The 24,497-nt window shown below is 70.2% G+C and carries 29 protein-coding genes; 23 read left to right on the top strand and 6 right to left on the bottom strand.

From position 1 onward, the window contains the following. Positions 1–30 precede the first annotated feature (30 nt). Complete coding sequence (locus F4561_RS12615) at positions 31–465, bottom strand: MarR family winged helix-turn-helix transcriptional regulator (protein WP_184578448.1); 435 nt, start codon at positions 463–465, stop codon at positions 31–33. A 107-nt stretch (positions 466–572) separates the two neighbouring features. Between F4561_RS12615 and F4561_RS12620 the strand changes: the two genes are divergently transcribed. Continuing rightward, positions 573–1,598, top strand: coding sequence for a zinc-binding dehydrogenase (locus F4561_RS12620; RefSeq protein ID WP_184578451.1), 1,026 nt, complete (start codon positions 573–575; stop codon positions 1,596–1,598). 120 nt (positions 1,599–1,718) lie between these two features. Here the strand turns inward: F4561_RS12620 and F4561_RS12625 are convergent, their stop codons facing one another. Continuing rightward, positions 1,719–2,018, bottom strand: a complete 300-nt coding sequence (locus tag F4561_RS12625; RefSeq protein ID WP_184578454.1) for a YrhK family protein — start codon at positions 2,016–2,018, stop codon at positions 1,719–1,721. Between the two features lie 81 nt (positions 2,019–2,099). Here F4561_RS12625 and F4561_RS12630 point away from each other — a divergent pair, with 81 nt between their 5' ends. The 7 genes from F4561_RS12630 to F4561_RS12660 all read left to right on the top strand — a co-directional run bounded on the left by F4561_RS12630 (position 2,100) and on the right by F4561_RS12660 (position 12,740). Next, positions 2,100–2,624, top strand: coding sequence for a DUF1697 domain-containing protein (locus tag F4561_RS12630; RefSeq protein ID WP_184578457.1), 525 nt, complete (start codon positions 2,100–2,102; stop codon positions 2,622–2,624). A gap of 323 nt (positions 2,625–2,947) precedes the next feature. Continuing rightward, positions 2,948–5,026: a TOMM precursor leader peptide-binding protein gene (locus tag F4561_RS12635; RefSeq protein ID WP_184578460.1), complete on the top strand. Its 2,079-nt coding sequence runs from the start codon at positions 2,948–2,950 to the stop codon at positions 5,024–5,026. Positions 5,027–5,040: 14 nt separating this feature from the next. Then, entirely contained in the window at positions 5,041–6,984 is a 1,944-nt protein-coding gene (locus tag F4561_RS12640) for a TOMM precursor leader peptide-binding protein (protein WP_184578463.1), read from the top strand. A gap of 7 nt (positions 6,985–6,991) precedes the next feature. Continuing rightward, entirely contained in the window at positions 6,992–8,602 is a 1,611-nt protein-coding gene (locus F4561_RS12645; protein WP_184578466.1) for a SagB family peptide dehydrogenase, read from the top strand. Between the two features lie 38 nt (positions 8,603–8,640). Further along, entirely contained in the window at positions 8,641–11,442 is a 2,802-nt protein-coding gene (locus F4561_RS12650; RefSeq protein WP_184578469.1) for a lantibiotic dehydratase, read from the top strand. A gap of 8 nt (positions 11,443–11,450) precedes the next feature. Then, the gene (locus F4561_RS12655; RefSeq protein WP_184578472.1) at positions 11,451–12,488 is read left to right on the top strand and encodes a lantibiotic dehydratase C-terminal domain-containing protein; all 1,038 of its coding nucleotides are present in this window, start codon (positions 11,451–11,453) and stop codon (positions 12,486–12,488) included. A 105-nt stretch (positions 12,489–12,593) separates the two neighbouring features. Further along, on the top strand, positions 12,594–12,740 hold the full coding sequence (locus F4561_RS12660) for a hypothetical protein (RefSeq protein WP_184578475.1): 147 nt from the start codon (positions 12,594–12,596) through the stop codon (positions 12,738–12,740). 123 nt (positions 12,741–12,863) lie between these two features. On the opposite strand, the gene F4561_RS12665 is transcribed toward F4561_RS12660, so the two are convergent. Further along, entirely contained in the window at positions 12,864–13,919 is a 1,056-nt protein-coding gene (locus F4561_RS12665) for an MsnO8 family LLM class oxidoreductase (protein ID WP_184578477.1), read from the bottom strand. 460 nt (positions 13,920–14,379) lie between these two features. Then, positions 14,380–16,236, bottom strand: coding sequence for an ABC transporter ATP-binding protein (locus F4561_RS12670; RefSeq protein WP_184578480.1), 1,857 nt, complete (start codon positions 16,234–16,236; stop codon positions 14,380–14,382). Positions 16,237–16,289: 53 nt separating this feature from the next. On the opposite strand from F4561_RS12670, the gene F4561_RS12675 reads away from it, so the two are divergent. After that, on the top strand, positions 16,290–17,831 hold the full coding sequence (locus F4561_RS12675; protein WP_184578483.1) for a recombinase family protein: 1,542 nt from the start codon (positions 16,290–16,292) through the stop codon (positions 17,829–17,831). Between the two features lie 32 nt (positions 17,832–17,863). Here the strand turns inward: F4561_RS12675 and F4561_RS12680 are convergent, their stop codons facing one another. Both F4561_RS12680 and F4561_RS12685 read right to left on the bottom strand, forming a co-directional pair. Next, positions 17,864–18,034, bottom strand: a complete 171-nt coding sequence (locus F4561_RS12680; protein WP_184578486.1) for a hypothetical protein — start codon at positions 18,032–18,034, stop codon at positions 17,864–17,866. A gap of 411 nt (positions 18,035–18,445) precedes the next feature. Beyond that, the gene (locus tag F4561_RS12685) at positions 18,446–18,961 is read right to left on the bottom strand and encodes a hypothetical protein (RefSeq protein WP_184578489.1); all 516 of its coding nucleotides are present in this window, start codon (positions 18,959–18,961) and stop codon (positions 18,446–18,448) included. 184 nt (positions 18,962–19,145) lie between these two features. Between F4561_RS12685 and F4561_RS12690 the strand changes: the two genes are divergently transcribed. The 14 genes from F4561_RS12690 (at position 19,146) to F4561_RS34185 (ending at position 24,461) form a co-directional block, all read left to right on the top strand. Beyond that, on the top strand, positions 19,146–19,373 hold the full coding sequence (locus F4561_RS12690; protein ID WP_184578492.1) for a helix-turn-helix domain-containing protein: 228 nt from the start codon (positions 19,146–19,148) through the stop codon (positions 19,371–19,373). Then, on the top strand, positions 19,370–19,633 hold the full coding sequence (locus F4561_RS12695) for a hypothetical protein (RefSeq protein WP_184578495.1): 264 nt from the start codon (positions 19,370–19,372) through the stop codon (positions 19,631–19,633). The genes F4561_RS12690 and F4561_RS12695 overlap by 4 nt, the downstream gene beginning before the upstream one ends. 65 nt (positions 19,634–19,698) lie before the next feature. Beyond that, positions 19,699–20,382: a BRO-N domain-containing protein gene (locus F4561_RS12700; RefSeq protein WP_184578498.1), complete on the top strand. Its 684-nt coding sequence runs from the start codon at positions 19,699–19,701 to the stop codon at positions 20,380–20,382. An 82-nt stretch (positions 20,383–20,464) separates the two neighbouring features. Continuing rightward, positions 20,465–20,824 carry a hypothetical protein gene (locus F4561_RS12705; protein ID WP_184578501.1) on the top strand — a complete coding sequence of 120 codons (360 nt, stop codon included), beginning with the start codon at positions 20,465–20,467 and terminating at the stop codon, positions 20,822–20,824. Next, positions 20,821–21,192 (top strand): hypothetical protein, encoded by a 372-nt coding sequence (locus F4561_RS12710; RefSeq protein ID WP_184578504.1) that lies wholly within the window; start codon positions 20,821–20,823, stop codon positions 21,190–21,192. The genes F4561_RS12705 and F4561_RS12710 overlap by 4 nt, the downstream gene beginning before the upstream one ends. Then, positions 21,189–21,317 carry a hypothetical protein gene (locus F4561_RS33290; protein ID WP_281384091.1) on the top strand — a complete coding sequence of 43 codons (129 nt, stop codon included), beginning with the start codon at positions 21,189–21,191 and terminating at the stop codon, positions 21,315–21,317. Before F4561_RS12710 ends, F4561_RS33290 begins: the two co-directional genes overlap by 4 nt. Positions 21,318–21,486: 169 nt before the next feature. Further along, positions 21,487–21,744 carry a hypothetical protein gene (locus F4561_RS12715; protein WP_184578507.1) on the top strand — a complete coding sequence of 86 codons (258 nt, stop codon included), beginning with the start codon at positions 21,487–21,489 and terminating at the stop codon, positions 21,742–21,744. Beyond that, a complete protein-coding gene (locus F4561_RS12720) occupies positions 21,741–22,103 on the top strand; it encodes a helix-turn-helix transcriptional regulator (protein WP_184578510.1) in 363 nt (120 codons plus the stop codon). The genes F4561_RS12715 and F4561_RS12720 overlap by 4 nt, the downstream gene beginning before the upstream one ends. Next, on the top strand, positions 22,100–22,303 hold the full coding sequence (locus F4561_RS12725) for a hypothetical protein (RefSeq protein WP_184578513.1): 204 nt from the start codon (positions 22,100–22,102) through the stop codon (positions 22,301–22,303). The genes F4561_RS12720 and F4561_RS12725 overlap by 4 nt, the downstream gene beginning before the upstream one ends. Beyond that, positions 22,300–23,214, top strand: a complete 915-nt coding sequence (locus tag F4561_RS12730; RefSeq protein WP_184578516.1) for an ATP-binding protein — start codon at positions 22,300–22,302, stop codon at positions 23,212–23,214. Before F4561_RS12725 ends, F4561_RS12730 begins: the two co-directional genes overlap by 4 nt. Beyond that, on the top strand, positions 23,211–23,705 hold the full coding sequence (locus tag F4561_RS12735; RefSeq protein WP_184578520.1) for a hypothetical protein: 495 nt from the start codon (positions 23,211–23,213) through the stop codon (positions 23,703–23,705). The genes F4561_RS12730 and F4561_RS12735 overlap by 4 nt, the downstream gene beginning before the upstream one ends. After that, a complete protein-coding gene (locus tag F4561_RS12740) occupies positions 23,702–24,061 on the top strand; it encodes a hypothetical protein (RefSeq protein WP_184578523.1) in 360 nt (119 codons plus the stop codon). The genes F4561_RS12735 and F4561_RS12740 overlap by 4 nt, the downstream gene beginning before the upstream one ends. After that, positions 24,058–24,375, top strand: a complete 318-nt coding sequence (locus F4561_RS12745; protein WP_184578526.1) for a hypothetical protein — start codon at positions 24,058–24,060, stop codon at positions 24,373–24,375. The genes F4561_RS12740 and F4561_RS12745 overlap by 4 nt, the downstream gene beginning before the upstream one ends. Further along, positions 24,375–24,461 (top strand): hypothetical protein, encoded by an 87-nt coding sequence (locus F4561_RS34185; RefSeq protein ID WP_512698663.1) that lies wholly within the window; start codon positions 24,375–24,377, stop codon positions 24,459–24,461. The genes F4561_RS12745 and F4561_RS34185 overlap by 1 nt, the downstream gene beginning before the upstream one ends. The last annotated feature ends 36 nt before the right edge of the window (positions 24,462–24,497 follow it).

Consider the following 24,497-nt stretch of genomic DNA (forward strand, 5'->3'; position numbering starts at 1 on the left):
GGTTCGGGCCACCGCGGACGGCGGCGGTGTTCAGCGGCCGTCCAGCGCCCGGGAGAGCAGGTCGATGAGGGTGCGGCGTTCGGTCTCGTCCAGCGTTCCGAGTAGCGCGCGTTCGGCGTCGGCGACGCGGTGCTGGCCCTGCTGTTGGGTGTGCCTTCCAGCCGGGGTCAGGGTGAGCAGGTGGGCGCGCCGGTCGGTGGGACTGCGGCGCCGTTCGAGCAGCCCGGCCCGGTCGAGGCCGTCGACGACGGTGACGATCGTGGTCCGGTCGATCCCGAGGCGCTGACCCAGTTCCTGCTGGGTCATGGGGCCTTCATCGGCGAGCACGCTCAGTACCGCGTGCTGCTTGACGTCGATGCCGAGCGCGCCGAGCTCGCCGGACTCGCGCTCAAGGCAGCGCAGGTGGAGTTTGCCCAGGACGAAGCTGACGCGGCTGAGCATCGACGGCGGATACCCACTGGCCATGGCCGAAGGTTAGCAGCCGAGCTGAATAACTCTTGTACTGATTATCAGTCCTACTGTTATAGTTTCCGCGTTCGGATGTCTGAGAGAGGGCAGGAAGGCGGGTAGCTATGCGGGTCGTGCGCGCAACGCGTTTCGGGGGGAGCGAGGTGCTGGAACCCGGCCAGGCGCCGGACCGGGTCGCCGGACCGGGCCAGGCCGTGGTGCGGGTGGCCGCGGCCGACACCCTGTTCCTCGACATCGTGATCCGGCGCGGCTCAGCCGGACCGTGGGGCGTGCGCCCGCCGTACGTGCCGGGCGCGGGGATCGCCGGAGAGGTGAGCTCGGTTGGGCCCGGCGTTGACGCCGCCTGGGTGGGCCGCCGCGTCGCCGTCAAGTCCGGCACTGGCGGTCCGCGACCCCAGGTCGAGACCATCGCCCAGGCCGCCGCGCGGACCACACCGACCGGGGGATACGCCGAGCACGCCGTGGTCGCCGAGGAAGCCATGATCCCCGTTCCGGAGGCCCTCGGGCTGCGCGAGGCGGCCGCTCTGGTCAACGACGGCCTGACCGCCATGCTGCTGGCCGAGGCCGCCCGGGTGCGGCCGGGCGAACGCGTGCTGGTCACCCCCGCCGGCGGCGGCCTGGGCTGCCTGCTGGTGCAGCTCGCCCACGCGGCCGGCGCGCGGGTGTTCGCCGGTGCCGGCGATCCCCGCAAGCTGGAGCTGGCCCGCGAACTGGGGGCCGCGGTCACCGTGGACTACGCGCGGCCGGGCTGGACCGACCGGCTCCGCGAGGCGGCCGGGGGAGCGGGAATGGACGTGGTGCTCGACGGTGTCGGCGGCGAGGTCGGGCGTTCCTCGTTCGGGCTGGCTGGGCGCGGCGGCCGGTTCGTCGCATTCGGTTCCCCCTCCGGCGGGTTCACCGCGGTCAGCGCGCAAGAGGCCGGCGCGGACGAGGTGCGGGTCATCTCGATCCTGGATCTGGAGTGGACTCCGGCCGATGAGCGCCGGCTGCCCGAGCAGGCGCTGCACGCGGCGGCCGAAGGACGGATCAGGCCCGTCATCGGCCAGACCTTCCCGCTGGAGAAGGCCGCCGAGGCCCACGCCGCGATCGAGGCCCGGGACGTCGTCGGCAAGACCCTGCTCCTGCCCTGAGTCCCGACGGCGATCGGCCCGTCCGACACTGCACCAGCCGTGCGGCGCCGTGACTCTCGGGGCGGCCGCGTCGCCCGTGCGCACGCCCCGGTCCGCTACGCGGGCCGGGTCCTCCCGGCCTCAGAACTCCTGGCCGGACTGGCCGGTGGTGCCCGGCGCCATGCCGCGCACGCGCCGCAGATGCAGGTGCCGCGACAGCCGGATGGCGGGGCGGATGAGCAGTTGCACGCTGCCGAGCAGGAAGAACCAGGTGCCTAGGGTGGTCCATTCCGGCGAGAAGAACATGACGCTTCCGATGGTGAACCACACGGCGATGAGGATGTCGTTGGCGATGCTGACGACCTCGTAGCGCTGCCGGATGACCAGCTCCTCACGGCCGAGCTTGATCCGCAGCGATCGGTCGTCGCCGGCAGGGCACATGGGTGAATTGTCGCAGGCCATTGGAAAGATGTCTTACTCCAAGCCAGCGAGCCCGCAGCGCGGCGCATGGGAGGTGGGGAAATGGCGCGGTACGTGGCGCTGCTTCGCGGTGTCAACGTCGGCAAGCACAACCGGGTGGCAATGGCCCGGCTTCGCGAGCTCCTGGAGGGGCTCGGGTACCAGGAGGTTCGCACGCTCCTGCAAAGCGGCAACGCCGTCTTCAGCGCACCCGGGCGGCCCACCGCGCAGCTCGCCTCCGAGATCCAGCAGCGTCTCGCCAGTGAGCTGGGCCTAACGGTGGACGTGACGGTGCGGACCGCACCGGAGCTTCGCGCGGTCGTTGCGGCCAACCCGCTCGACGTGGGCGACCCGGCCCGGTTCCTCGTGGTGTTCCTGCCCCGGGCCCCGGAACCGGAACAGCTGGCCAGGGTTACCGCTGAGGCCCGCCCCTCCGAGGAGATGCGGGTCGGCGAACGCGAGCTGTACCTGTGGTGCCCGCAGGGCATCCGCGAGGCCCGGCTTCCCCTTGCCGTCCAACGGCATCTGGGCGGTACGGCACGCAACTGGACCACGACCGCCAAGCTCGCGGACCTGGCCGAGAGCTGAGGCCGGCTCGGGGCCGGGGCGACGCGGATCGCCATGGGCGTGACGAGGTCGGCCATCGCCCAAAGCCGCGGCATCCCCCGGGGAGGCCAGGATCCGTCGGTCGCCATTGGATCGGTCACCCCATTTGGCCACGTGCCGCACCGGGCGGTACACATCAGGCGCGAGTAGCGTAGACGACCATCGCGCGTGGTCCGGACCGCCGCTGTACGCGGCGATCCGGCGCGTGGTGACGCCGGCTGACGCGGCTGGCAGAATGTGCCGCGCTCAACCCGGCGCGGCGGTATCGCGCCGGTTCTTACACAGCCGCGCCACTGGGGGCATGCGTGGGGAAGTTCCAGACGACCGTGCCGACGGCCGACGAAGCGTCGATGCTGGGTGTCCGGCCTCGGGCACGGCACGACGTGATGTACGCGCAGACAAACCGGGGTGTGTACCTGCACTGTTCGGACACCCAGTTCGCCCTGACGGGCCCCACCACCTACCGGCTGGTCAGTTCGATCCTGCCGTACCTGGACGGGCGCAGCACGGTCGCCGAACTGTGCGACGGGCTGACCGAGGCCAACCGCACGGCGGTCATCCGGCTCCTGCGGACCCTGATCGACCGCGGTTTCGTCCGTGACCAGGCCGCGGGCCAGGAACCGCGGCTGCCGCGGGAGACCCTGGACGAGTTCGCCCCGCTGGTGAACTACGTCGAGCACTACGTCGACGACGCGGCCAACCGGTTCGCCGACTTCCTCGACACCCGGGTACTCATCCTCGGCGGGTCCGCCATCGGCCCGGCGACCGCCGCGAGCCTGCGCCGCAACGGACTGCCGGACGCGAACGTCCGGGTGGTCGACCCGGCCGGATCGGGATCGCTCGACGGGTACGACCCGCGCGCCTTCGAAGTGACCGTCGTCACATCGGACGCTGCCGCGGTCCTGCCCCGCATCGAGGCCGGCGACGGCCCCGTCGTGCTGCCGATAATGCTGGTCGGCCGGTACGCCGTGCTCGGCCCGATGGTCAGGCCGGGTGCCGCGCCCTGCTGGACCTGCGCGCGGCTGCGGCTGGGCGCCAACCTTCCGCCGGAGCTCGCGGCCGATATGTGGCGCGAGAGCGCGCTGCCGGGCCTGCCCGCGAGCGCGGCCACCATCGAGGAGCCGGTAGGCCGGATGCTGGGCAACGCCCTCGCCTTCGACGTGTTCCGGTTGCGCACCGGCGCGAACCCGGCGGAGACCGACGGTGCGCTCCTCATACAGGATCTCGACACCCTGGAGACCACGCGCACCCCGGTGCACCCCCACCCCGCGTGCCCCCGGTGCGGGGCGCTGGCCCCGCCCGCCGCGCCCGCGCCAGATGCCGCGGAGGACGCCACCGAGGAGGAACGCCGGCAGGCGCGACAGGCGCCGCTGTTCGGCCGGCACGCCGGAGTGCTCCACGGCTACGCCGACGACCCGCTCCCGCAGTCGCCATTGCGGGTCGGTCGCGTGCGGTTCGGAGCGCCGGCGCGGCTGGAGAACGGCGCGCGCGACATCACGGCCTTCGACCTGTACACCACACTCGGCGCGCGGGTGCGCGCGTTCTCCGCGGCTGCCCTGTGCTATGTCGACGCCGTGCGGACCGGCCACGCGCTTCCCGCCACACCCGAGCCCACCACCGAACCCGTCCCCGCCGGGCGGCTGGCGACCCGGACCGGTCTGCCCGACGACACCGCAGCCGGCCCGTGGCTGCCCGCCACCTCGCTGGTCAGCGGGGATGAGCGGGCCGTGCCCGCCGCCGCGGTCTACCCGTACTCGGAGCTCAACGGCGCCATGGTGGTCGAGCGCACCGCGGCCGGCGGCGGATGCGGCGAGACCCTCGCCGAAGCGCGGCTCGCGGGGCTGCTGTCGGCCCTCACCCATCGGGGCCTGGGCGCGGCGGCCGCCGGGCAGCAATGCGGAACCATCGCGGTCGCCCAGTTCGAGGGCGGCGACGGCGACGCCACCACCGGCACGGCCATCGCGTTCCTGCTGCGCGCGCTGGGCCGGTTCGAGGGTGAGACGGCGTTGCTGGATCTCCCCGCGGCCGAGCCCGCCCACGCCGTGCTGGCCCGGCACGCGGGCACCGGCGCGTGGGCGACCGGCAGCGGGCTGTCTCGGGACGCCGCCGTTCTGGCGGCACTGCGGGATCTACTGGGGCTTCTGCAGCTCGGCGCGGGCGACCCCGGCGGCGCCGAAGGGCCCGATCTGGGCAACGTTCTGCTCGCCGGCTTCGACCCGCGGGCCGTCGCGTGCGCGCCCGCGGGGCCCCGTCCGGACACCACCGAAGAGGGACTGGTGGCGGGCGTGCGCGCGGCCGGGCACGACGCCCTCGTCGTCGAGACCACCCCGATGGACCTCCACGGGGCCGGATTCCGCACCGTACGTGTCCTGTTCGTGCCCTAGCCCTGGAGGTTCGCATGTCCACTGCGGCCGAGCCGGCGACGCCGCTGGAGGAGAGCCGGCGACGTGTCGAGCGGTACCTGACCGGGCGCGGCGGCGATTCGGGCGGGGTCGCGCCACTGGTGCGCGTGCTCGGCGAACGCGACCTCGTCTACGCCGCGCCGGAACCACCCGCGGCGGGCCTGGTGATTCCCGTCCAGTTGTACGATCACGCCGCGATCGTCGGCCCTCTCGGGCCGGCCGACGGCTCGCGCGCGCCGTGCTTCCACTGCGTCGCGATGCGCTGGCAGAAGCTGCGCCAGGACCTGCGCCGCGATGTTCTGGAGCTTCGCGGTGAGCGGATGGGCGCGGTGGCGCCGATGCCGCACCTGACACCGTTCGCGCTGGAAGAGCTGTACCAGCTGGTCCGGGCGCTGGCCGAGCCCGAAGGCCGCTCGGCCGAACGCACCAGGCACGGGTTCCGCTACGTCTACGAACTGCAGTTGGACACCCTTCACCTGCGGCGGCACCCGATCGTCGCCGACTCCACCTGCCCGGTCTGCGGACCCGCTGGCGACGACACCCGACCGGCCTTCCCCGGCCTGTCGTCGCGGATGAAGCCCGATCCCGACAGCGACCGCGTACGGTCGGTGCACGAGCACGACCTGGCGCTGGACGCCATCGCCAACCCCGCCTGCGGGATGCTGGGCAAGCGGGCCGACGCGAAGCTGTCCACCACGACCACCGCCACCGTGTCCGGACATCTCGCGGTCCGCGGCAACCCCCGGCTGCTCAACTTCTTCTGGAACGGGCACGCCGACAGCTACGCGGACAGTACCCTGCTGGCGGCGTGTGAGGGCCTGGAACGGTACTCGGGCCTGATTCGGGGTGGCACCGCGACAGCGGTCGTCGACAGCCACGCCAACCTGTCGGCGCCGTCGGTGGACCCGCTGGTGAGCGGCGTCCACAGCGACGAGTTCTACGCCACCGCGCCGGCGCACTTCACGCGGTACACGCCCGATCTGTCCATCCCGTGGGTGTGGGGGCACTCCCTGCGCGACGACCAGCCGGTACTGGTTCCGGAACAGTGTGTGTACTACCTGCTGAGCCGGAACTACCCGAACTTCGCGCAGGAGTCGTCGAACGGCTGCGCCAGCGGCGGCTGCCTGGAGGAGGCGATCCTGCACGGCGCGCTGGAGGTCATCGAACGCGACGCGTTCCTGCTCGCCTGGTTCGGCGGCGCCGCCCTGCCCCAGATCGACCCCGCGACGGTGCGCGACCCCGCCACCCGGGCGCTGATCGACCGCATGTGGCTGCTGGGCTACGACATCCACCTGCTCGACACCCGGATCGACCTGCCCTTCCCGGTCGTCACCGCGATGGCACGGCGCCGGCCGGGCGGCGACGGTCTCGGCGCGCGGTGCCTGTCCGCGGCGGCCAGCTTCGACCCCGAGGAAGCCGTGAAGTCGGCCGTGCGGGAGGTCGCCACCTACATCGCGGACTTCCCGGACCGCACCGCCCGCAAGCGCGAACGACTCGAACCGATGACGCGCGACTACAGCCGTGTCGTCGACATCTACGACCACCCCGCCCTCTACGGGCTCCCGGAGATGGCCGGGCACACCGACATGCTGCTGGGCGGCGGCGAGCGGAGCGCCATGAGCGAGGTCTTCGGCGAGTGGGAGCACCACATCCGCCCCCGCACCCCCGACCTCACCGACGACGTCCGGTTCTGCCGGGACCGGCTGGCTGAGGCGGGTTTCGACATGGTGGTGGTGGACCAGACCAGCCCGGAACAGGCGGCGTTCGGCACACGCACGGCCGCTGTTACCGTTCCGGGCATGCTGCCCATCGACTTCGGCTGGGACAAACAGCGGGCGCCGTACATGCCCCGCATGCGGACCGCGTTCCGCCGTGCGGGCTGGCGCGAGACCGACCTCGACCCGTCGGAGTTGCACCTGGTTCCGCACCCGTTCATGTGAGGGAGCGATGACCACGAGCGCGAGCGCAGTCAGCGAGTACCTGCGGGCGGTCCTGCACCGGACGCGGCACTCGATGGATCCGCCGGGCTTCCGGATCGACTGGGCCGACCAGCCGTGGCGGCACAAGGTCTATCCCGGCGTGGACCGGCTCCCGTTGCCCGTCGATGGCACGGCGCCCGGGGGCACCCTCGCCGACACCCTGTGGCAGCCGGACGCGACGCCCCCCGAAGCGCCGTTGCCGCTGCGGTCCCTCGCGGGGATGCTGCGGGACTCCTACGGCGTCCTGGGGCGCAAGGTCCGGGTGAACGGTAACCACGACGACGACGTGCAGGGGAGCTTCCGCCACGCCCACTGGTTCCGCGGCGCGGCAGCGGGCGGGGGCCTGTACCCGTGCGAGATCTACTGGGTGGTGGGCCCCGGCGGGGACGTGCGGCCCGGCGTCTACCACTACGCGGCACCGCACCACGCGCTGCGCCCCCTGCTCGCTGGCAACGTGGCGCCGCGGGTGCGCGCGGCCCTGGGCGACCCACCCGGTTCCGCAACCGGTGAGCAGTTCTTGCTGGTCACCGTGCGGTTCTGGAAGAACGCGTTCAAGTACAACAACTTCTCCTACCACTGCGTGACCATGGACGTGGGCGCACTGTTGTACACCTGGGTGCTGTGGGCCCGTGCCGCGGGCGTGGCGCTGCGTACGGCGTTCTGGTTCGACGAGGTGGCGCTGGACGACCTACTCGGCCTGGACCCGATGGTCGAGAGCGCCCTTGCCGTGGTGCCGCTGCCCGGCCCGCCAGGGGGGTCAGCGGCGGAGCTCACCGCCGACACCGCGCGGGTGTCCCGGCGGCCGGCCGAGCGGTCCCGCACGGTGACCCGGTTCCCGTGGCTGGAGGAGGTGCACCGCTCGACCCTGGAGCGGGCCACCGAACGCCCCGGGGAAAGCGACTTCGCCGCGGCGGCGGTCGGCGACCCGGTTGGTGACGGCGAGGTCGCGCTGCCAGACCCCGACAGCGACGCACTGCGCACCGACCTGCGCGACGTGCTCCGAGCCCGCCGGTCCAGCTTCGGCCTGCAGGCGGCGGAGCCGCCCCTCGCGGCGGCGGACCTCGCCACGATCCTGGCCACCTGCGGTCACGGCCGGCACATTCCCGCGGACTTCCGCGGTGCCGACGGGGAGCCGCCCCTGACCCGCCTGGCGGTATTCGCCAACCACGTCGCAGGGGTTGGCAGCGGAGCCTACCTCTACTCCGCGGGGCGGCACGCGCTGGTTCCGGTCCCGGGAAACCCGGTCAACCCCTTCCTGCAGCAGCACTACGTGCTCGACAACTACAACCTGGAACAGGTCGCCGCCGTTCTCGTCGTGCTGGCGCGAACGCAGGCGGCGGTCGAGACGGTCGGGGCGCGGGCCTACCGGGCCGTAAACGCCGAGGTCGGCGCGGTCGCCCAGTCGGCCTACCTGGTCTCGGCCGCGCTAGGCGTCGGCTGCGGCGTCGCGTTGGGACTGGACAACATCGCCTTCGCCGAGCGGCTGGGGGTCGCCGAGACCCAGGAGCGGCCCTACCTGTTGCTGATGATCGGCCACGAACGGGCCGTTCAGGCCGACGTCACGGACCGTTTCGGATGACGGCCCGCCACCATCGCGAGGAGGAGGACCCCAGTTCGATGGAACCCCGCCGACACACCTGGGCGGCGCGTGACGGCGACCGCGGAACCGAGTCACTACTCGCACCGTTCTTCCTGCTGAGGGTGGGCGGACTTCCCGTGACGGCGGTCGAACGGCTGCGCTCCTCCCGCACACTCGCCTGGGCCCGCGAGGTCCTGCGATCGGAATCGGCGCTGGCCGAGCAGGCCGGCCCTGCCCGCGACGCGCTCGGCGAGGCCGTCGGCGCGACCAACGACCCCGGCCTGCGGCGCGAGTTGTTGGCGCTGCGCCGGGACGTGCACAACGGCCGCATGCCGCGCGACCCGGCGCGCGCCGGTGAACTGGCGGACCTGCTGGGGCGCTCTGATCGGGTGGCGGTCGCGACCTGGCTGTCCCACCGCGACGCCCACGAGGCCGCGCTGTCCCGGGGCGACGACGTGCTGGCCGAGGAGCGAGCGGAGGCGGTCCAGCACCTGCGGCAGCTGGCTGACGACCCGCGGCTGCGCGCGGGTATCCAGCTGGGAGCGCCGCTGCTCGACCGGCAGCTCGACAGCTACGTCGCCGACCCGGGCGGCAGGCGCGCGCACAAGGTCGAGCGTTCACTGCTGTCGTACGCCTTCCGGGCCGCGTGCAAGACCAGCCCGTTCAGCACGTTGACGCCGGTGGCCCTGGGGCGGTTCCGGGACGGGGGTCCGGCACTGGTCGGCAGCGACACGGCGGGGGCGCGCCCGGTCCGGCCGCGCGGACACGCTCGGCTGAACCTGGTCGCGGTCGCGCGTCTCGCGGAGGCCGTCGTGGCCGACCCGACGCTGCGCGCGGACCTGCCCGTCGAGCTGACCGTCGGCTGGCGGGTCGAGCGGGACCGGGTGCGCTACCTGCGTCGCACCCTCGACCGCGGTCACGACGATGCGCTGGTCACCCCGGGGATCCTGCATGAGCGCGAGTACCACCTCAACCGCGGGCCGTTCCTCGACGACCTGCTGGCCGTCGCCGAGAAGGAGGCGCCGATCCCGCTCGGGGAGCTGGCCGTACGCCTCAGTGACGCCGACCCGCGCAACCGCCCGCTGCCCGTGGTCGAGCGCTACCTCGGGCAGATGCTGGACTACGGACTGCTGGTGATCCCGGTGCTGCGGACCGACCCGCACCATCCGGACCCGGTGGAGCGACTGCGCGCCGACATCGCCTCGCTGGGCCACTCGTGGTCCGACTCCCTCGCGCGGCGGCTGGAACGCGTAGGCCGGCACGTCTCCGACTTCCCGAGCGCCGACATCGCGCGGCGGCGCGACACCGAGCGCGCGGTCCGCCAGGAGCTGGACGCGGCCCAGGACGAGCTAGGCCAGACGCCTCCGCGGACACCGGCGACCGCGATCTACGAGGACGCGACCGTGGGCGACCTGGCGGCGTGGGCCGACCGGGAACGCTGGGAGCAGCGGATGCTGCCCGGGCTGCGCGGGCTCTCCGAACTGCTGCCGGTGTTCGACTCCCGGCTGCCTAAACGCCTGGTGGCCCGGGAGTTCTTCCGGCTTCGTCATGGCGCGGGCGGCGCGTGCGCCGACCTGGTGGGTTTCGCCCAGGAGTTCCACGATGACTGCTTCGGCCGGTTTCTCGCCGAGAGCCCGGCGTCGGGACGCTTCGTCGACGGGCCGGACGGCGCGGAGTACCGACCGCAGAGCAACCCGCTTCGGCAGCCGGAGCTGGACGCCCTCGACACCGCCCGAAAGCGGCTCGCCGAGCTCGTCGACGCCCGGTACCGGGACCTACCGGAATCCGCGACGGAGCTGTGCCTTGACGACGACGTCGTGTCGGAGGTGGCCGGCCTCCTGCCGGGCGACCGGGCCGAGCTGTCCCCGCACACCTACTTCGTGCAGGTGGATGCCGAGGCCGAGCGGGCGGCGGTGAGCTGGATCTACACCGGCCTGACCGTCCCCCTGTCGCGGTTCGTGCACGGCCTGGCGGAGGCGGGCGAGGACACGCTGGCCTCGGACATCCGGACGCATCTGGCTGACGCGACACCCGACGGAGCGGTGTTCGCCGAGCTGTCCGGCGGGCACACCATGACCAACCTGGGCCTGCACCCGCCGGTGCTGCCCTACGAGCTGGTGTGCCCCGGCGACGTCAGCCACCGGCCGGCCGAGCGGCGCATCCTCGTGGACGACCTCGTCGTCCACGACGACGAGGACAGCGGGCGGCTGCGCCTGTGGTCGCGGCGCCTCGGCACCTGGGTGGTGCCGGTCTACCTCGGATTCCTCATGCCGACGGCGCTTCCCGAGCTGCACCAGGTGTTGCTGGCGTTCTCGCACGCCAGCATCGCCGGGCTGGACCTGTGGAACGGCGTGTCCGCGCCGCCGCGCGAGGGCGGCGCGCAGCGGCGGCCCCGCATCAGCTACCGCAACCTGGTCCTGCAACGCCGGAAGTGGAAGGTCCACCCCGACGACCTGCCCCGCCCGGGGAAGCGGGGGCGGGTTCCCGACGCGCGCTGGTTCCTGGAATGGACCCGGTGGTCTGACGCGCGCGGCCTGCCCCGGCGGGTGTTCGTCGCGCCCGATACGCGCCCCACGGCCGGCAGGCGCGGCGGGCCGCGGGTCGCGGCGGTGCGCAAGCCGCAGTACGTCGACTTCGACAGCTACCACTCGCTGTGCCAGTTGGAGAACGTGCTCGACACGGTCGGGGACACCGTTGTTCTCACCGAGATGCTGCCCGACACCGAGCAGCTCTGGTTGCGGACCCCGGAGGGCCGGCACGTGACCGAAATGGGCGTGGAGCTGGACATCCGCCCGAGTGCGCCCGGCGCGTCCGGGCGCTCCGCGACCAGGAGAAGGTGAGACCAGTTATGGAGACACCGCTGAACGTCACCGAACAGCCGGCTCCCGGGGTCTCCGGCGACGGTTGGATCGCGGTGCACGTGTACTACGCGGACGACCTGACCGTGCTGCTGTCGCAGTGTGTCGCGCCGTTGGTGCGGCAGCTGTACGAGGAGAAGGTGATCACCGGGTTCTTCTTCGTGCGGCACTGGCTGGAGGGCCGGCACCTGCGACTCCGCATGCGCGTGGTGGATTCCGGCCAGGCCCAGGTCGTGCGGTCGCGAACCGAGGAGGCGCTCGGTGAGTTCCTGCGGCGGCGCCCCGCACTCCGCGACCCGGCCGAGGGCTTCGATTCCGGCCTGGTCAAAAAGTTGTTCCTGCGGGAGTACTCCGAACGGCAATGGGCGGAGCACTATGGCGACGGTGGTATGCCGGTGCGTCCTAACAACAGTTTCGCCTATATGGGATATGACTTCGAGGCGGATCGTTACGGCGGGCCCGGCGGCGTGGAGCTGGTGGAGTGGCACTTCCACCATTCCAGTGCCGCCGTTGTGGACCTGCTTCAACGCGCGAATATGCACGTGCGAACGGTCATGCTCGGTTCCGCGGTGCAGTTCATGGCCGCACTGTGTTCCGCCCTGGTGCCGGAGCCAGTGGAGGCCGCGTCGTTTATGGAACGTTACGGCGCCATGTGGCGGGAGGACGGCGCCACCGAGCCCGACGGGTACGCCGACGCCTACGCCTCCATGCTCCCGTCGTTGCACGGCCGGATCGCCGACATCCACGCGGCGGTGGTGTCCGGCGACCCCGACGGGTTGGGGGGCGCGCTGGGACCGTGGGCGCGCCACGCCGTGGAGCTTCGCGCGGCGATCGGCGACGCCGCCGAACGCGGCGACCTGGTTTTCGACAATGAGGGTGCGGTGACGTCCCAGCGGGCGACTTTGTTGTTGCTCGGCAGTTTCCTGCACATGACGAACAACAGGATCGGTGCGAGCGGCGAGGACGAAGCGTACCTTTCGTATCTGCTGCGGCGTACGTTCGCGGAATCCCTCGCCGGAACGGGATAGCCGGAACGAGCAAATTGCCACAGGGAATCCCTTGCCGTTGCGGGGACCCTGCTAATAGTCTTCCCATTGCAAATGTTCGTCTCCGATTAATTGCGGAGGATTAGCGTGCTTTCTCAGGAGCTCAACGACTTCCAGGCCGACAACTTCGAGGTCGTCGACATCGACGACACCGCGACCGAGGTCACGAGTACCACCGTGTCCACGCCGGGCGGTATAACCTGCGGCAACGAGGCCGTCTACTCCGCCTCCTGACCGTAGGTCCCACGGCCGGGCCACCGCGGCCGCCAACCGCCAGTGACCTGGCCCCACAGATGTGAGGGCCTTACCTTCTCTCACGTCTCCCAGCCGGGAACCGCGCCGCGGTGCCAGTTCCGATCAGGCGTGTGTCTTCGAAAGGGCGGGCGCCGGTGCCGACCGCGGCGCGAGTTCGAACATCTCCGCGAGAAGTTCGTGCGACCTGCGTCGATCCCCCGGGTCAGCGATGAGGTTGTACACCATGAGTTCGTCGGCGCGGCTCTCGCTGACCATCTGGTCCAAGGTGGCGCGGACCTCGGTGGGGTTGCCGGCGACGAACATCGGCCATTCCCCGTCGACGATGGATGTTGGCCGCTCCTTCTCTGTTGGGGGCAGCTCCCCCGCTGCATCGTCCGGCGACGGCACCAGAGCGGAGAAGTCGCCGGCACGGACCCGTTTCGTGAACGCCCTCGCCGAACCAACCAGCCTTCGCGCCTCGTCGTGCGTGTCGGCCACCGTGATGTTGACGGCGAGGATGGAGCGAGGGGACGCCAGGCGGTGTCCTTTGGGCTGGAACCGTTCCCGGTAGTTGCGCATGGCTTCCACCGCGCCAGCGGGGTTGATGAACCCGGAGAACGTGTAGCCGATGCCGAGCCCCGCGGCGAGGTTCGACCCGCCGACACTGGACCCCAGCAGCCAGGTCTGCGGCACCTCCGGGACCGAGGGCATCATCGGATTGCCCGCGAACGCGTGGCCGGCGGGAAACGTGCCGTACAACCACGCCAGAACCTCGGCGACCTGCTGCGGATGGTCCGGCTGGGCGGGGTTCTGCCGATCCTGGCGCAGCGCCAGGTCGATCGTCTTGCCCGCTGTGGCGCGCCCCATACCGAGGTCGACCCGGCCGGGAAAGAGCGCCTCCAGTTGCTTGAACATCTCGGCGATCTTGAAAGGGCTGTAGTGGTTCAACAGCACCGCACCGGAGCCCACCCGGATCCCGGACGTCTGTGTCGCCGCGGCGGCCATGAGCAGCTCGGGATGGTGCGAGGCACCCATCGGCGTCAGGTGGTGCTCGGCGAACCAGATCCGGTGGAAGCCCAGCGCGTCAGCGTGGCGGGCCGTTTCGAGGGCGTCGGCCAACCCCTCCTTCTCGCTGGTGCCGGGCGCCACGGTCGCGAGTTCCACGATCGACAGTTCCAACGGCGGTGTCCTTCCGATGCCCCTTGTGTCCCGGATGGCGGCTGGCCAGGTCAGGAACTCCGCCTGCTGTCGCGGCGGGGTGCCCGTACTGTCGTGGTGTCAGTCGGTGGTCGCTCGCCGTGAGTAGCATAGCCAAACGCTCGACCGGGAGGTACCAAACTCCGCGAACGGCGCGTTCCGGGCGACGAAGGTGTGCGGTCCGCGCCCACGCGGTCCTGGTCCGTGCGCCGAGGACCGGAGCGGGCGGATGGCCGGGGGCCGCGGGGTCCCCCGAAGGCCGTAGTCACGTCGGTACGGTCGCCCCAGGCGCCGGGGGTGTGGTGTTGGTGAGCCCTTCCTGGACGACGTGGTGGGGGCGCGACCATGCTCGCGGACCTGGCCGAGAGCTGAGGCCGGGAGGCCGGCACGGGGCCGGGGCGACCCGGTCGCGACGCCCCGGCCCCGAGGTCCGCTGGCGCGGTCAGGAGACCGCCTCAACTGCGGGCGACTGCTCGAACTGGGTGCGGTACAGCTCTTCGTAGCGCCCGCTGGCGGCGAGCAGCTCGGTGTGCGTGCCCCGTTCGACGATGCGGCCCTCCTCGACCACCAGGATCTGGTCGGCCGCCTGGATCGTGGACAGGCGGTGCGCGATCACCACCGAGGTCCGGCCTTCGAGCGCCTCGCCCAGCGCCGCCTGCACCGCCGCCTCCGAGGTGCTGTCCAGGTGCGCGGTGGCCTCGTCGAGGATCACCACCCGCGGCTGCGCCAGGAGCAGGCGCGCGATCGTCAGGCGCTGGCGCTCGCCACCAGAAAGGCGGTAGCCCCGTTCGCCCACGAGGGTGTCCAGGCCGTCCGGCAGTGAGGCGATGAGGTCGTCCAGCCGCGCACGGCGCAGCGCGTCCCACAGGTCCTGCTCGGTTGCCTCGGGGCGGGCCAGTAGCAGGTTCGCCCGGACCGTGTCGTGGAACAGGTGGCCGTCCTGGGTAACCATCCCCAGCGCCCCGCGGATGGACGCGGCGGTCAGGTCGCGGACGTCGATCCCGGACAGCCGGATCGCGCCGCTGTCGACGTCGTAGAGCCGCGGTGCGAGCTGCACGATCGTGGACTTCCCGGCGCCCGAGGAGCCCACCAGCGCCACCATCTGCCCGGGTTCGGCGTTGAACGAGATGTCGTGCAGCACCTCGACCCCGCCCCGGGTGTCGAGAGTGGCGACCTCTTCGAGGGAGGCCAGTGAGACCGCGTCGGCGGAGGGGTAGGAGAAGCGCACTCCCTCGAACTCCAGCGAGACCGGCCCGTCGGGCAGCGGTTGGGCGTCGGGCTTCTCCGCGACCAGCGGCGTCAGGTCGAGCACCTCGAAGACCCGCTCGAAGCTCACCAGGGCGCTCATCACCTCCACCCGGGCCGTGGCAAGCGCCGTCAGCGGTGCGTACATGCGGGTGAGCAGCAGCGCGAGCGCGACCACGGAGCCGGGGTCGAGTTGGCCGCGCAGCGCGTAGAACCCGCCCACGCCGTAGACGAGGGCCAGCGCGAGCGCCGAGACCAGGGTCAGCGCGGTGATGAACACCTCTTGGACCATGGCCGTGCGCACCCCGATGTCGCGAACGCGCCGGGCCCGTGTGGCGAACTCGGCGGACTCGTGGACGGGCCGGCCGAAGAGCTTCACCAGGGTCGCGCCGGGGGCGGAGAAACGCTCCGTCATCTGGGTGCTCATCAGCGCGTTGTGGTTGGCGGCCTCGCGTTCGAGCTGCGCCAGTTTGGCGCCCATCTTGCGCGCGGGCAGCACGAACAGGGGGAGCAGCAGCAGCGCCAGCAGGGTGACCTGCCAGGAGAGACCGATCATGACGACCAGCGTGAGCAGCAGGGTCACCGCGTTGCTGACCACGCCGGAGAGCACGTCGCTGAACGCCCGCTGCGCGCCGATGACATCGTTGTTCAGCCGGCTGACCAGTGCCCCGGTCCGGGTGCGGGTGAAGAAGGCGATCGGCATGCGTTGGACGTGGTTGTAGACCGCGGTGCGCATGTCGAGGATCAGCCCTTCGCCGATCCGCGCCGACAACCACCGCGACAGCAACCCGAATCCGGCCTCGGCCAGCGCGATCGCGGCGATCACCGCGGCGAGCGCCACAACGAGCCCCACCTCGGCGCCGTCGACGATGGCGTCGACGACCCGCCCCGCCACCAGGGGCGTGGCCACCGCGAGTGCGGCGGTAAGGACGCTGAGCACCAGAAACCAGGTCAGTCGGCGTTTGTGGGGGCGTGCGAACTCCCGCCCGATGCGGCGCAGCGTGGCCATGGAGAACGGCCGCTCATCCTGTTGCGCGTGCATTGCGTTATACATCGACGTCCACGCCAGTATGGCCTAAACATCTACGTGTTGTCTATCATGGCGGCGTGCCAATCACACGCCGAACCCTCACAGCCCGCCTGCGCGCGATCCTCTACGGGCGCGTCTCCCGCGACCAGCAAGGCGGGCGCTCGGTCAACCAGCAGCTCACGACGGGCCGGCGCCGATCCGTCGAACACGACTGGGATGTCGTCGGAGAGTACTCCGACAACGACGCCTCGGCATCAGAATACGCACGCAAGGACCGCGCCGACTGGGAGCGGGTTGAGGCCGACATCGCCGCGGGCGGGGTTGATCTGCTGTGGCTGTGGGAGATCTCCCGAGGCACCCGGGACCTGGTGGTGTGGGCGCACCTCGCGCGCACGTGTCAGGAGCAGGGTGTACTCATTGCGATCGATGATGAGGTGTGGGATCCCACGAACCCGGACCACATGAAGTACCTGAACACTCAGATGATCGATGCGGTCCATGAGGCGGGCAAAACCCACAAGCGGCTGGTGCGGGACGCTGCTGCCCATGCGGAGGAGGGCGGCGCCCATGGGATGGCCGGGTTTGGTTTCCGCCGCGAGTACGACCCGGCCACGGGCCGGCTGGTGCGCCAGGTCATCGATCAGGGGCAGGCGGAGGTTGTGCGGGAGTGCGCCCGCCGCTACCTGGCTGGGGAACCGCTGGTGAGGATCGCGGCCGATCTGAACCATCGGCGGGTGCCGACTGCACTGGGCTACACCGTGGGTGACCTGATGGACCAAACCCGCTCCGGTGAACCGCTGACCGACAACGCAGGCAACCCGCGCCGCTCGGCCGGCTGGTCCTACATGACGGTGCGGCAAATGCTGGAACGCCCCGCGATCATGGGCAAGCGGGGCCACCACGGGCGCATCATCCGCGAGGGCGGGTGGGACGGCATCATCAGCGAAGAGGACTGGTGGGCCATCAGGCGCCGGATCGACAGCAACCCGGGCGGGAAGGACACGTCGGTGCGGCACCTGCTGAGCGGCATCGTGACGTGTGGCCGGTGTGGCTCCAACGTGGGCACCACGCGCCGCCAGCGTGACGACCGGCGGATGTACCGGTGCCTGGGGGAGTACACGGGCGCGGTCGTGGGCCACGTGGTGCGCATGGAGCACATCCTGGACGCTCAGGTGGAAACCCTGCTGGCGGCGGAATTCGCCATGCCGGATGTGCTGGAGCGGTTCCGCCCGGCCGACACTTCGCCGGAGGACGTGGCCCGTGCGCAGGCGGAGCTGGAGCGGCTGCGCGCCGAGCTGGACGAGCTGTACGCCGACGTGGCGGCGGGGCGGACGACGCGGCGCATGGCCCAAGCCGATGAGGAACGCCTACAGCGCGACATCGCCGCGCTGGAACCGAAGGCCCGCCCGGTGCGGGTGGAGCCACTGGCCGAGGATCTGGCCGATGAGGACCCGAACCGGGTGCTGGAGACGTGGCGGTCCTGGTCGCTGGAGCAGCAGCGCAGTGCGTTGCGTGCGTTCACGGTCTCCATGGAGATGATGCCGGTGGGCCAGGGTCGCAAGAAGGTGTCCCCGACGGAATCGGTGCGGATCACCTGGGTGGGGAGCAGGGGAGGGTGACCCCCGGAGCGGGCGGGGCGGGGGGCCCATTCTCAGGTGTAGCTGCAGTAGGGGTCCCGCAACGTGTGGGGGACGTTGCTAGGGATGATGCGGATTCGGCGCACCCATAGGGGCATGTGCTCCAGTGGGTTGGCGCGTATGGCGGGGATGTCAACCCCTTCCAGGAATGCTGACACCCATTGTTCGAACTCGTACTCTCTCATGAACTTCGCAGCGTGGCTTAAAAGGGCGTCGCCGTCAGATTCTGGTTCCACTCTCAGGATGGCGCATTTTGGGGTTTCAGTGCGTGCGATGAGGCACTCCTCAGGGCGTGGCACTGGGGCGACGACCAGCCGGAGCCCGTTCGGGGGGCGGATCAGTTGTGTGCGGAGTGTATTCACGGGTCTCCCCTCGTGGCCGCGTCGTTGCGGCCGACCCTCTTGCTTGAAGGTTCAAGTTTCCACTTAGGGGGGACCACGTTAATCCTGGTGCGCGGGTGCGCACAAGTTCACGCGCAGGTCAAAACGTAAAATACCCTACGTTGCACGAATGGCGACGCAGAGTATTCGATGGTGTTCGTAAAGCTGTATGCCGCATTCACGGCGCAAAATTTAGTTATCGGTATTCACTCAAAGTTACGGGCGTCTAGCCCGACGGCCGCCGCTCCGGCGTTTCGCGAGGACCTCTGCCTGCGCCAGGGTGCTCTCTAGAAGCTGGCGCAGGTCGTCTATGACGTCCTCGGGTTGCTCGTTGGCGCCGAATCCTGCCTCTACGGCGTATCCGGGTGTGGCGCTCTCCAGCCGGTAGGTCCGCCCCAGAGGGGTTTGCCACCACGTCAGCGACTCGCCGTCGTCTAGCAGGTCCGCGATAGGGCCATCAAGGCGATCCTCGCCCTCATCTTCGGCGGACGCATCGGAGGATGTCGGATGCGGGTCGCCACCCTCCATGATGCGGGCGATGGATCCTGGAGCCCATTCCAGTGCCTGTTCCACGCGAGAGACAGTGAAGTCCGCGACGGCCTGGCCCTTGCGGAGTTGGAGCAGCGTCTGATGGGTGATGCCCGCGCGCTCGACGACGCCTTTCCAGCGGAGGCCGAGCTCCAGTCTCCGCGTGTCCATGAGCGCATTGAGGCGCCGGGCATGGGTCTTCATACTCCCCACCATTTCAGCTCTGTGCAGCCTTGTACAGACAGGTTCAGCTACCCAGGGGAATCATAACCCTGCCTTGACCGTCTCTTGACGCCGGGGTAAGTGTGCCTTAAGGACTTTAAAGATCTTGAAAGAGCACGTGCATATGACCTTGCACTCTGAACAACTCTGAACTAACGTCGGAGGCATGAGCCAACGCTTCAACCGAGAGCGGGCACGCCAACGCCGCTATGAGCTGGGACTCACTGTCGACCAGCTCGCCGCGAGGATCGGCGCACCCAAGAGCTACATCAGCCAGGTCGAAACCGGCGCATTCAGCCCTGGTCCGGTCCGCTTCCTCGCTCTCGCTGGAGCCCTCCAGGTCGCCCCCGCCGAACTCTGGGTCGACACAGAAGAACGGGAGGCGACGGCATGAACGAGAGCTTGGGCGCCCGACTGATCGATGACCCGGAGATCGCGGCGAACATCAACCGGCTCGTAGCCGAGACCGGCATCCCGCGTGAGCGCTACGAGCGACTGCTGTGCTCCGACCCGCCGACCGGAATCAGCCCGGAGGACTGGATCGACGCTCTCGCGGACCGGGGCCGGAACCACGGCCCATGGCCGGAGGACGCGCTGCGCACCCTGTCGCGGATGGCCACCACCGTCCACGACGACCAAGCACCCGCCGCATGACGAAGGCCCCCGCACGTCCGCCAAGACACCGCGAGGGCCAACCAGAAACTAGGGGGAAGCATACCTTGACCGAACTCCAGCTCTTCACCAACGGGGAATTCGACCTCCGGGTCGCCCCGGATGGTGACAGCTTCACCGTCGAAGCGCCGGAACTCTCCCGGGCACTCGGGTTCCGCGAGTCCTACAACATGCTCCGCTCGGTCCCCGACGCAGAGAAAGGGTCCTCGCTAGTGAGGACCCCCGGGGGTGGCCAGCAGGTATGGCATGTCACCGAACCCGGCTTCTACCGGATTCTCGGTCAGCGCCAAGCTTCCCGGATCAAGGAAGCCGAAATCCGCGAGCAGGTCGTCCGGTTCCAGGACTGGGTTTACCGCGAGGTGTTGCCCGCGATCCGCCGCACCGGCTCCTACTCGGCAACCGGATCCGCGACGCCGGCCACGGTGTCCTGGGAGCAGGCCGCCGCGATCGCCCGCGTGCAGCACGGGTTCGACATCTCCGCCGGAGACCTCCGGGAGCTTCTGACGCGCGGCGGAATCCTCACGCTGACCGGCCGCCCTCACAAGCGGTGGGAGCACTTGTTCTGGCCGCTGTCCTCGCGCTGGGAGATCCATGAGCGGGTTCTTCCGCAGCTCATCGCATTCGCGCTGAAGGTCCGCCGGGAGCTGGTGGCGGCTGAGGAGGACCTGCAGATGAGCCTTCCCCTGTCGATGGCCGCCGCGATCCGCGAGGTTCCGGCGTCAACCGACTGACCAAAAGAAAGGGCCTCCGCCCGGTCGCACCCGGACGGAGGCCAGGCCCCACCAACAACCAATGAAAGAGGAGGAAGGGCCAATGACGCATATTACGGCACCCACGATCGGCTACGACCGCCACGACGAACGCTGGATCATCGACGGCGACCGTCTCGACTTCGGTGGTGCGCTGCGTGTGCTGCGCTGCCACATGGGGCTCGATGAGGCTCTGGCCGTGCTGACGGGGGTTCTCCCGTCCGCGGCGGAGCGGCAGGAGTGCCAGACGGTGGAGCTTCCTGAGACTGCCGAGTGGTCGGCCAGCCAGGGCAGCGTGGCGATCTACTCCGCCCCCGATGATCCGTATCCGACGGTGCGTATCGAGGTGCCCAGCGAGGAGGCGGCGCGTTCGCTGCTGCAGGCCGCGCAGGCGGAGGCCCGCCGTTGGGGGCTGGTCCTATGAGCGCCACGATCCCGTCGGGCCGCTGGGACGACCCGCACCACGACGTTGATCTGCTGTTCGAGGCCCTGCGTGACTGTCCGCTGGCGCCCGCGCAAAAGAATGCGCTGTCCGTGATCGCCGGCAACGGCCACGAGCACACAAGGGCGGTCATCGGGCTGCTGGACATGGTCGGCTCCGGGGCCGTGCTCGCGGCGTTCGCCGCGAACCATCCGCACCTGAGTGTGCAGTCCGCTGCCGGCGGCCGGTTCATGTTGCTGTGCGAGCGCTGCCACACCGCGATCCGCTCCAGCGAGCAGGAGTGCTGGCTCTACGCCATGGCCCACGTCGCATCCGGCACCTGTGTGCACCACGGGGGTGATCCCCGGTGACCGAACCCCGCGAACCCCGCGACGCCTGGGACCAGGTCGCCGCCGAGGAACTGGAGCACCTGCAGTACCTCGCAGGCCAGCAGGACCGCGACCAGCAGGCCCGCAGAGAGGAGACCCCCCGATGACCGGACAGCACCGAACAGCGCTACCCCCGTGCGCCTGCGGGTGCCCGTGCGGGCCAGACCAGAGGTGCCACCAGTGCGGCGCCTGCGCCTGCATGGCCCACGGGGACGGGTGCCTACAGCCGCCGCTGGGGGAGCCCGCCCCGCTGCCCGAGCCCTCCGGGGGTGAGCAGTGATCACCAACACGGACTTGGCCCTCGCCCTGACCGCCGGCATCGCGATCCTCGCGCCCGCCCTGGCATGGGCCCTCACCTGGGCCTGGTACGCGGGCCGGCACCGCGACAACCAGGACACCATCGCCGGGCTGATCGGGCGCCTGAAGGCCGCCGACCAGGTGATCGCAGCCGCCGAATCCGCCGGGTTCATCCAGGCCGACCACCCACGCGGGCGCCACGAAGCCACCCCCACAACCACCAAGGACACCGCATGACCGAGACCTTCGCCGACGAAGTGCGCCGCCGCCGCTCCGAGCTGGACCTCAGCCAGTCCCAACTCGGAGCGATTGCCGGAGTCTCGCGCGGCACGATCCGCAACATCGAAGCCAACCTCGTCGAACCGAACGAGGCGACCATGCGCGGAATCAACCTCGCGCTAGAACGCGCGGAGAGCGGCGAGCCCGCAACCCTGCCAGCGGCGGTTGACCCTCTCCGGGAGGAGATCGCCCGCCAGATCGAGGCCATGGCGGACGCCTACCCCGAGGACGCGTTGGACCGTGACTCGGATGTGATCCGTGGCGCGCGCCACGCCTACCGGATGGCCGCCCGCATCGCGAGGGGTGAAGACCGGTGACCGAGTACCTGATCCGCGCCGAAGGGTGCGACGCCTCCAACCCCCTCGTCATGGAGCTGACCGAGACCGAGGCCGCCACCATCCGCCGGGCGAGCGAGGCGCTGAACGCCGCCTCCCACTACGAGTGCATGCCGCGCCTGTACATCAAGCCGGTCGCCGAAGCCAAACCCCACGAACTTCCTGACGAGGACGACGAATGACTGACTTCACCTTCGAAGACGCCACACCCGAAGCCGAAAAGGCCCGTATTGCCCTACAGGGGCCGTCGGGGTCCGGGAAGACCTGGACCGCGCTGCGCCTCGCCAAGGGCCTGAGCGGCACTGTCGGCGTGATCGACACCGAACGCGGGTCCGCCTCCAAGTACGGGCGCAACTTCGAGTTCAAGACGCTCAAGCTGCCCCACTACGACCCCGACCACCTCATCCGCGCACTCGGCAAGGCCGCCGAAGCCGGCATCGACGTACTCATCGTCGACTCCCTGTCGCAGTTCTGGTCCGGGCAGGGCGGCATCCTCTCCAAGGTCGACGAAGCAGCACGCCGAAGCGGCGGAGGCAACTCCTTCGCCGGATGGAAGGACGTGCGCCCCATCGAGGCGCGAATGCTCGAAGCGCTGCTGTCCTATCCCGGTCACGTCATCGCCACGATGCGGGTCAAGACCGAATGGGCGGTCCAGGACAACGACCGGGGCAAGAAGGCCCCCGTCAAGATCGGCCTCAAGCCCGAACAGCGCGAAGGCCTCGACTACGAGTTCGACGTCGTAGGGGAGCTGGACCTCTCTCACACGCTGGTGGTGTCCAAGTCCCGGGTGAGTGACCTGGCCGTGGGTGAGGTCGTCAGCGAACCGGGCGAGGACCTGGGCGAGCGCATCGGGTCCTGGCTGGGCCAGGGAACCCCAGCGGCGAACGCCACCGAGTACCGCGACCGGGCCCTTGAGAAGAACGCCACCAAAGACGATCTGCGCAAGCTCCACAAGGAGGCGCAGCAGCGCCGTCTTCTGGGTGCGGCGGTGGTCAACGAGAACGGCGACGTGGAGTCGCTGGAAGCGCTGATCGTCCGGCGCGGCGCTCAGGCCCCGGAGGCCCCGGCTGGCCCCTCGGGGGTGGCGGCTTGAGTACCCCACACGAGGCTGCCCGCGATGTGGCCATACACCGGCTGGTAGCGGACATGGTCAAGACCTCCCGCGAGGATGTGACCGCGACCGCTGGCGAGGTTCTGGGGGAGGGCGACCGGATCACGGTCAAGCTCGCCGGAAGGAAGCTCGCCTCGGTGACGATGGCGGCCGGGTCCACCCGGGCGAAGGTCACCGATGAGGACAAGCTGACCGCCTGGGTCGCGGAAAACCATCCGAGTGAGGTGGAGACCGTGACCCGCATCCGGCCCGCTTACTTGGAGCAGCTCAAGAAACAGGCGAAACAGGACGGCGTGGCCGCCGACCCCGACACCGGGGACCTCCTCCCCGGCATCGAGGTCACCACCGGGGACCCGAGCCTGCGCGTACTACCCGCCGACGGCGCCCGCGACCTCCTCATCGAGGCATGGCGCTCCGGGGAGCTGAACCTCGGTGAGGTCCTGCAGATCCCGAGCGGGGGTGAGCAGACGTGACCGCGTTTCCCACCCTGGCCGAGACATTCCAGGAACTGTCCCAGCTCGCCCGGGACCTCGATATGGCCGTGAGGCGTCTGAACGAGCTGGACCAGCAGCGCATCGAGGCCGAAGGCGCCTACAAGGTGGCTGAGGCTCGCGCGTTCCGTGATTCCGAGGGCTCCATGGAGCTGCGTAAGCGCCAGTCGGTCCTTGAGTGCGCGGAGCTGTGGCGCGAGTGGCAGAGCGCCGAAGCGTTGGTGAAGGCACAGCAGCAACACCTGCGGGCGCTGCATTCCAAGATCGACATTCACCGTTCTTGCTTCTCTGCCCAGAAAGCGGAGATGGCGTTCACGACGTCGGGAGGCACTCCGTGATCGCCCGCTTGTGGTCGCTGCTGCGTCCGGCCGCTCCCTCTCAGGGGGCGGCCCCCGACCCGGCTCCGATGTCTGAGGAGTCCGCGGTCGCCCACATCGAAACCGTCCACCGGATGGTCAGCCGGACGCGACTCGACACCCGCCGGTGGGTGGGCGGCAAGAAGCGCCTGTCCACTCACGACGCGCTCGAACTCGCCGACTCCGCGAAGGAAGCCATCGAGTATCTGCGCTCCTATGCGACGCACATCGTCGCCGAGGTCGCCCTCGATGAGGAGCTGGCCGCCGCTGACCCCGACGAACTCGGAGGCGCGTAATGGTCCTGTTCGGCCTGTTCATCGTCGTGTTCGCGGTCGTGGCCGTCGTGGCGGTCGTCGCCTCGCGCGCCCACTCCCACCACTAGTCCATCCCCCCGGGGCCGGCCCGCCAGTGGGGGAGC

The organism is Lipingzhangella halophila (assembly GCF_014203805.1).
Lineage (GTDB): Bacteria > Actinomycetota > Actinomycetes > Streptosporangiales > Streptosporangiaceae > Lipingzhangella > Lipingzhangella halophila.

Bases quoted from the DNA above. Each gene is read 5' to 3' on its own strand.
- F4561_RS12615 (WP_184578448.1), bottom strand. From the start codon at position 465: ATGGCCAGTGGGTATCCGCCGTCGATGCTCAGCCGCGTCAGCTTCGTC.
- F4561_RS12620 (WP_184578451.1), top strand. From the start codon at position 573: ATGCGGGTCGTGCGCGCAACGCGTTTCGGGGGGAGCGAGGTGCTGGAA.
- F4561_RS12625 (WP_184578454.1), bottom strand. From the start codon at position 2,018: ATGTGCCCTGCCGGCGACGACCGATCGCTGCGGATCAAGCTCGGCCGT.
- F4561_RS12630 (WP_184578457.1), top strand. From the start codon at position 2,100: ATGGCGCGGTACGTGGCGCTGCTTCGCGGTGTCAACGTCGGCAAGCAC.
- F4561_RS12640 (WP_184578463.1), top strand. From the start codon at position 5,041: ATGTCCACTGCGGCCGAGCCGGCGACGCCGCTGGAGGAGAGCCGGCGA.
- F4561_RS12645 (WP_184578466.1), top strand. From the start codon at position 6,992: ATGACCACGAGCGCGAGCGCAGTCAGCGAGTACCTGCGGGCGGTCCTG.
- F4561_RS12650 (WP_184578469.1), top strand. From the start codon at position 8,641: ATGGAACCCCGCCGACACACCTGGGCGGCGCGTGACGGCGACCGCGGA.
- F4561_RS12655 (WP_184578472.1), top strand. From the start codon at position 11,451: ATGGAGACACCGCTGAACGTCACCGAACAGCCGGCTCCCGGGGTCTCC.
- F4561_RS12670 (WP_184578480.1), bottom strand. From the start codon at position 16,236: ATGTATAACGCAATGCACGCGCAACAGGATGAGCGGCCGTTCTCCATG.
- F4561_RS12680 (WP_184578486.1), bottom strand. From the start codon at position 18,034: ATGAGAGAGTACGAGTTCGAACAATGGGTGTCAGCATTCCTGGAAGGG.
- F4561_RS12685 (WP_184578489.1), bottom strand. From the start codon at position 18,961: ATGAAGACCCATGCCCGGCGCCTCAATGCGCTCATGGACACGCGGAGA.
- F4561_RS12690 (WP_184578492.1), top strand. From the start codon at position 19,146: ATGAGCCAACGCTTCAACCGAGAGCGGGCACGCCAACGCCGCTATGAG.
- F4561_RS12695 (WP_184578495.1), top strand. From the start codon at position 19,370: ATGAACGAGAGCTTGGGCGCCCGACTGATCGATGACCCGGAGATCGCG.
- F4561_RS12705 (WP_184578501.1), top strand. From the start codon at position 20,465: ATGACGCATATTACGGCACCCACGATCGGCTACGACCGCCACGACGAA.
- F4561_RS12710 (WP_184578504.1), top strand. From the start codon at position 20,821: ATGAGCGCCACGATCCCGTCGGGCCGCTGGGACGACCCGCACCACGAC.
- F4561_RS12720 (WP_184578510.1), top strand. From the start codon at position 21,741: ATGACCGAGACCTTCGCCGACGAAGTGCGCCGCCGCCGCTCCGAGCTG.
- F4561_RS12730 (WP_184578516.1), top strand. From the start codon at position 22,300: ATGACTGACTTCACCTTCGAAGACGCCACACCCGAAGCCGAAAAGGCC.
- F4561_RS34185 (WP_512698663.1), top strand. From the start codon at position 24,375: ATGGTCCTGTTCGGCCTGTTCATCGTCGTGTTCGCGGTCGTGGCCGTC.